We start from the raw sequence: 5,586 nt of genomic DNA, 5'->3' as shown, positions 1-5,586 counted from the left end.
CCAGACTCAAACCAGATTATGATTCACAACCTGCCTGCGCCGCGCAGGCAGGGCCACCAGGCTGACTCAAACCCAAATTCCAAATGGGGTTCCAAGGGGCGCAGCCCCTTGGCCGCCGGAGGCTCCTCCCCTACCCGGTCAGCCTGCTAGATGCCCTGCTCCCCGGGCTGGTCGCGGCGCAGCTTCTCGCCGTATTTCACCCTGGCCTCCCAGACCTTGTGGCCGATGCGCTTGCCCAGGTCCGCCTGGCGGGCCTTGACCAGCGCCTCGGCGGCGGCCCTGTCCCCCTGGGAGGTAAGCATGGCGGCGGACTCCAGGTCCCGCAGGTACTTGGCGCATTCGGCGATGACGCCGGTCAGGTCGAGATGGTCGAGCTCCGCGGGAACGCGCACGGATCGGACGCGGCGTTGCATGGGGCACCTCCTTGCGTTTGCGCCCGTATTACGTCGCGTGCCCCCAATCGTCAACGCATCCCCTCCCCCGCAAAGGCTCCGGCCCCTTGCGGATGCCGCCGCATCGGTGTTACCGGACCAATAAGGAGTGACAATGGCCCTGACCCGCAACGACAAACTGCTCATCCTGGCCGCCGTGGCCCTGGCCTCCGCCGTGGTGGGCGGCCTGGCCTGGTGGCGCACCTCCGGCCGTCAGGCCCCGGAACCCGCCCCGGTTCAGCAGTCGGCCCCGGTCACTCCGCCCTCCCCCGCCGCGCCCCCGGCGCCCCACGTGGAGCAGAAGATCACCATCGACATGGGGGCCAAGGCCCCCGCCGCCCAGCAGGCCGCTCCCGTGCCCATCCCCGGGCAGGAGCCGGACAAGTCCCTGCAGACCATCTTCTCCGAGACGCCGGCCCCGCCGCCTCCACCCGCGCCGCAGCCCATGCCGGACATCGCCCCGGCCCCGGCCCCGGAACCGGCTCCCGCGCCGCAGCCGCCCCAGAAGCCCAAGAACGAGACCAAGGCCCAGCGCAAGGCCCGGCTGGCCGCGGAGCGCAAAGCCCTCGAAGAGGCCAGGCGCGCCGACGAGCAGGCCCGCAAGGACCGCGACGACACCCTCAAGCGCGCCCAGGAAGAGCTGCGCAAGGCCGAGGCCGAACTCAAGCGCGTCCGGCAGCAGGCTCCCGCCGTGACGGCGCAGCCCGAACCCACCCCAGCGCCTGCTGAGCCCGCCGCGGCCAAACCCGAGGCCCCGGCGAAGCCGGAAGCACCGGCCAAGCCCCAGGCCCCGGCGAAGCCCGAACCGGCCGCGCCGGCGAAGACCGAGGCCAAGCCCGAGGCGAAGCCGGAGGTCATGATCGAAACGAAGCCAGAAGTGAAGGTGGAGACCAAGGCCCCGCCCACGGGCGAGCGCAAGGTCGTCGATCACCTGAGCATCAGCGAATCCAACGGAGACGTGACATTGACCCTGGCGGGAGCTTCGACCTCGGGCAAGCCCGAGGCCACGCTGCTGGACAGCCCGCCCCGCCTGGTCATCGACCTGCCCGGCGACTGGAGCGTCAAACACCCGGACAAACCCGCGAGCACCCTGGTCAAGGCAGTGCGCCTGGGCCGCCACCCGGACAAGCTGCGCCTGGTGCTGGACCTGGCCGCCCCGGCCAAGGGCCCCAAGCACCCGGCCGTGGAAAAGACCGCCGACGGGCTCGTGGTCAAACTGAGCAAATAAACCCAGACGGAGCATCGCCTTGAAAGCACCGGCCACCTTCCTCCGCGCATCCGCCCAGGCTCTGGGCCTGGCCCTGGCCCTCGCCGCCCTGACGCCGCTCGCCGCTTCCGCCCTGCAGGAGCGCAGCATCACCGACGAGCCCACCGTGAACAAGTCGCAGCCGCCCGCCCTGGCCGCCCCCTCGGGCACGGCCAAGGGCAGCGCCGGGGCTCCCGACGCCCCTGCGCCCGAACCCGCCGCCCCGGCCAAGAGCGCGCCCAAGCAGTATTCGCCCCCGGCGGACCAGTCCCAGGGCGGCACCTGGAGCCCCGGCGGCAAGGATACCGTCAAGGAGGACGGAACCTCCGGCCCCTCCACCACGCCTCCCCCGCCCGCCGCGTCCGGCGGCCCGACCAGCGGGGACATCTTCTCCATGCCCGAGGCCAAGCAGGTGCAGACCTACTCCAAGAAGGAAGTGGACGAGCAGGTCATGGGCTTCTTCGAGGGCGGCGCGCGCGGCCTGGCGGACATCACCTCCCGCCCCTTCGAGCGCTACGGCCAGCCCACCGGCTTCATCAAGGGCAACGAGGGCGCGGGCGCGCTGGTGGTTGGCCTGCGCTACGGCGAAGGCTGGCTGTACCTGAAGAACGGCAAGAAGGCCTACGTGTACTGGCAGAGCCCCTCCATCGGGCTGGACCTGGGCGCCAACGCCTCCAAGGTGTTCTGCCTGATCTACAACATGACCGACCCGGAGCAGATCTACCAGCGCTTCCCCAGCGTCGACGGCAGCGCCTACGTGGTGGGAGGGTTCGGCATGAACTACCAGCAGTCCGGCAACATCATTCTGGCCCCGATCCGGTTCGGCGTGGGGCTGCGCCTGGGCGCCAACGTGGGGTACATGCACTTCACCAAGGAGCGGACGATCAATCCGTTCTAGGGACGTGCACCGAACGCGCAGTTAAAAAAGCCCCCGGCCCATTGGGCCGAGGGCTTTTTCGTTTTTGCGATATGAGCTTGCCAGTATTTATTACCCATGGCACAGGAAAGAAGACCTCGCCGGGATGCCGAGGCAGATCCCCTTATGTCAGTGGTTGCAATTCCGGCGTCAATCCAGTCGGCCGCAGTGAGGTCGCCCAAGCGTGAGAGTGCTCCTGAAAATTCTCTGGCGTGCCCTTGTAACAACCATAGCAGCCATCACCATCCTGGTGGTCTTATATTTTTGCGTGGTCGTTTTCTTCAGCTGGAAGCAAGGATATTCCTGGCAGGAGATGGATTGGGATTCCAACGGCACCACGACGATCGGGGAATTCTTGTGGGCATGCGATGTTGGGAGACGAGAAGTCGATCAGGGTGGGTCGAGATGTGTCGAATACTTCGCCTACAAGGATGGGCGGACCATAAAAACAACGTGCCCTGGGAAACAATCACTCCGCGAAACTGACTAGCAACTGAGCCATTTGAGTGGATTATTGAGCACCAGCATGAAAAATTTGACCATAACAGCCATATTTGTGTTGCTGTTGATCTTGATATTCACGGCACCAAACATCTCCCCGCCCTTTGAGTCTAATCAAATCACGGTCAGGTCACCCCGTAAGTTGAAATTCGTTGCAAAAGCTTACATTATCCCTGACGGGAATTTTCGTGGAGTCTTATGGCCACATCCAGGCGAGCACCAATTCGAGATATGGGTCATCTCTAACCACGATGAGTATTTCTTCAAAGTCCCAGCTCCATCGGATTTTTTCAACACTAAAACACAGGCTACCGATCACGAATGGAACTTCGCGAAAATACGCCAAACTGGGATCAGCACAACATTTCGAGTTTGGCGTATTGACACAACCGTGTCATTTGAAATTGACCTCCCTGCGAGCATGTCCACGTACGGATTCAAATGCTTTATAAATGACAGGGGCCAGGAACTTATTATTTTCCTGGACCCTACCAACTCAGCGAAATCAAGGCTCGGGGGAAATTTCGCCTATGTTCTGATCAAGTAAAACTGGGGAAGCCAGTCTCGCTTGTCTCTTTCCTCCCCCTGCAATTTGTTCGCTATATCTACCCCGCCTTCACCTCCGCCATCGCTCCGATAGCCAGCCCCAGAAACTCGTCCAGGCCGATCCCGGCCTTGTCGCACTCCAGGATGTTCTCCCGCCGCACGGAGCGGGCGAAGGCCTTGTCCTTCATCTTCTTCTTCACGCTCTTGGGCTCCAGGCCCTCGTAGCCCGTGGGGCGCATGAGCGTGGCCGCGTGGATGATCCCGGTGACGGACTCGGCGCAGCGCAGGGCGAAGTCCAGCTCAGTCTCCGGGGCCTTTCCCGTCAACTCGCCGTTGTGGGCCGCGATGGCCGCAATCACATCCTGCGGCACCTTGCCCTCGAGCATCCCGCCGGCCTCCAGGCCGTGGCGCTCGGGGGCGTCCTTGGTCAGGGGGTAGTCCACGTCGTGCAGCAGCCCCGTCAGGCCCCAGAGGGCCTCGTCGCGCCCGAGCTTTCGGGCCATGGCCGCCATGACCGCCTCGGACTGCAGGGCGTGCAGCAGCATGTGGCTTTCGGGATTGTGGGACTCGATCAGGGCCAGGGCTTCATCGCGGGCGATCATGCGTGTTCTCCTCGGTCACATTGTCTGCTAAACGGGCTTTCATGGAAGACGGCAAACGGCTCTGCATCCTGCACGGCAACTGCCAGGGCGAGATTCTGGCGGCGTTGCTTTCGGCCTCGCCGGAGTTCTCGGCCGCGTACCGGGTGGAGTTTTACGTCAACTTCACCCGGCAGGCCATACCCGAGGCGAGCCTCTCGCGCTGCGCCCTGCTCCTGCACCAGCACCTGGGCGAACAGTGGGGCGACCTGGCTTCCGGCTTCCTGAAGTCCCGGCTGCCCGCCGGGGCGCGCGCCTTGTGCTACCCGAACATGTTCTTCAAGGGGTACTGGCCGTTCTGGTCCGGCAAGGCGGGCATCGACTTCCGGGACTCCATGCTCGACTCGCTGCTCGACCGGGGCCTGCCCCCGTCGGATGTCATGCGCATGGCGCTCTCGCGCAATCTGCCCGCCATGTTCGGCCTGCAGGACATGCTGGCGGAGACCTTCGCCCGGGAGGAGGCCAAGCAGGCCCTGTGCGACGTGCCCTACCTGGACGTGCTGCGGCGCGGCTACAGGGCCGAGCGGCTCTTCAACACCATCAACCACCCGCGCACCCGGCTGATGCTGCACGCGGCCGACGCCGGGCTGGAGCTGCTGGGCATGCCGCCCCTGCCGGAGGAATTCCGGTCCCGCTGCCCGGAGCTGTTCGCCGAGTTCGAGCTGCCCATCAACCCGCGCGTGGCCGAATGCTACGGCCTGGCCTTCGCGGGGGAGGACACGCCCTATAACGTGTTCGGCACGCCCATGCGCTACATGGAGTACGCCGCGCTCTACGTCGATTGCAGGCTGGCCGGGCGCGGGGATTTCATCGCCTACCTGCAAGGGAATTGACCCGAAACCACAGGAGCACGCCATGAACGCCTCCCAGAACGTTTTCCCGGACATCATCTCCTCCCGCCTGGAGGACCTGACCAAGGCCCCGCTCCCCGGCGAGGAGGCCCCCACCTACTTCGAGAGCCTGCGCAGGGCCGAGGAGCGGCTGCTGGAGCTGGTGCAGGAGCACGCCAAGGAACAGGCCACCGAAGTGTTGGCCGAGATGGAAGGGCTCACGGAGCGGATACGGCACACCTACGTGCGCTTCGCCTACATCCAGGGGCTGCAGGACGGCAACAAGCTGCGCGAAGTGCTGGCCGGGCCCGTGCGCTGACAGAGCGGAGCAGGGCGGGGAGAAGCGGAGGGACGGGCCTCCCGCGGCCAAGGGGCTTCGCCCCTTGGAACCCCATTTTGAATTGTGGTTTGAGTCAGCCGTGTGGCCCTGCCCGCGCGGCGCAAGCCGACATATCGGAAGAATATCGTCATGCGCCGC

The 5,586-nt window shown here is 65.1% G+C and carries 6 protein-coding genes; 4 read left to right on the top strand and 2 right to left on the bottom strand.

Translation table 11 applies throughout. From position 1 onward, the window contains the following. Nucleotides 1-146 precede the first annotated feature (146 nt). Nucleotides 147-413 (bottom strand): hypothetical protein, encoded by a 267-nt coding sequence (locus tag MLE18_RS17770; protein WP_243312606.1) that lies wholly within the window; start codon nucleotides 411-413, stop codon nucleotides 147-149. A 133-nt stretch (nucleotides 414-546) separates the two neighbouring features. Between MLE18_RS17770 and MLE18_RS17765 the strand changes: the two genes are divergently transcribed. Together MLE18_RS17765 and MLE18_RS17760 are read left to right on the top strand one after the other, a co-directional pair. Then, on the top strand, nucleotides 547-1,659 hold the full coding sequence (locus MLE18_RS17765; RefSeq protein ID WP_243440145.1) for an AMIN domain-containing protein: 1,113 nt from the start codon (nucleotides 547-549) through the stop codon (nucleotides 1,657-1,659). Nucleotides 1,660-1,678: 19 nt separating this feature from the next. Further along, on the top strand, nucleotides 1,679-2,575 hold the full coding sequence (locus tag MLE18_RS17760; protein ID WP_243440144.1) for a DUF1134 domain-containing protein: 897 nt from the start codon (nucleotides 1,679-1,681) through the stop codon (nucleotides 2,573-2,575). Between the two features lie 1,124 nt (nucleotides 2,576-3,699). Here the strand turns inward: MLE18_RS17760 and MLE18_RS17755 are convergent. Further along, nucleotides 3,700-4,242: an HDIG domain-containing metalloprotein gene (locus MLE18_RS17755; RefSeq protein WP_243440143.1), complete on the bottom strand. Its 543-nt coding sequence runs from the start codon at nucleotides 4,240-4,242 to the stop codon at nucleotides 3,700-3,702. Between the two features lie 41 nt (nucleotides 4,243-4,283). Between MLE18_RS17755 and MLE18_RS17750 the strand changes: the two genes are divergently transcribed. Together MLE18_RS17750 and MLE18_RS17745 are read left to right on the top strand one after the other, a co-directional pair. After that, entirely contained in the window at nucleotides 4,284-5,111 is an 828-nt protein-coding gene (locus tag MLE18_RS17750; protein WP_243440142.1) for a WcbI family polysaccharide biosynthesis putative acetyltransferase, read from the top strand. 22 nt (nucleotides 5,112-5,133) lie between these two features. Continuing rightward, nucleotides 5,134-5,427, top strand: a complete 294-nt coding sequence (locus MLE18_RS17745; protein WP_243440141.1) for a hypothetical protein — start codon at nucleotides 5,134-5,136, stop codon at nucleotides 5,425-5,427. Nucleotides 5,428-5,586: the final 159 nt, after the last annotated feature.

This window comes from Fundidesulfovibrio soli (assembly GCF_022808695.1).
Taxonomy (GTDB): domain Bacteria; phylum Desulfobacterota; class Desulfovibrionia; order Desulfovibrionales; family Desulfovibrionaceae; genus Fundidesulfovibrio; species Fundidesulfovibrio soli.
The sequence above is the reverse complement of the archived record's forward strand: the minus strand, read 5'-3'. Positions and strand labels throughout refer to the sequence as shown.

Excerpts from the sequence above, each read along its gene's own strand:
- MLE18_RS17770 (WP_243312606.1), bottom strand. The coding sequence starts at position 413 with ATGCAACGCCGCGTCCGATCCGTGCGCGTTCCCGCGGAGCTCGACCAT.
- MLE18_RS17765 (WP_243440145.1), top strand. The coding sequence starts at position 547 with ATGGCCCTGACCCGCAACGACAAACTGCTCATCCTGGCCGCCGTGGCC.
- MLE18_RS17755 (WP_243440143.1), bottom strand. The coding sequence starts at position 4,242 with ATGATCGCCCGCGATGAAGCCCTGGCCCTGATCGAGTCCCACAATCCC.
- MLE18_RS17750 (WP_243440142.1), top strand. The coding sequence starts at position 4,284 with ATGGAAGACGGCAAACGGCTCTGCATCCTGCACGGCAACTGCCAGGGC.
- MLE18_RS17745 (WP_243440141.1), top strand. The coding sequence starts at position 5,134 with ATGAACGCCTCCCAGAACGTTTTCCCGGACATCATCTCCTCCCGCCTG.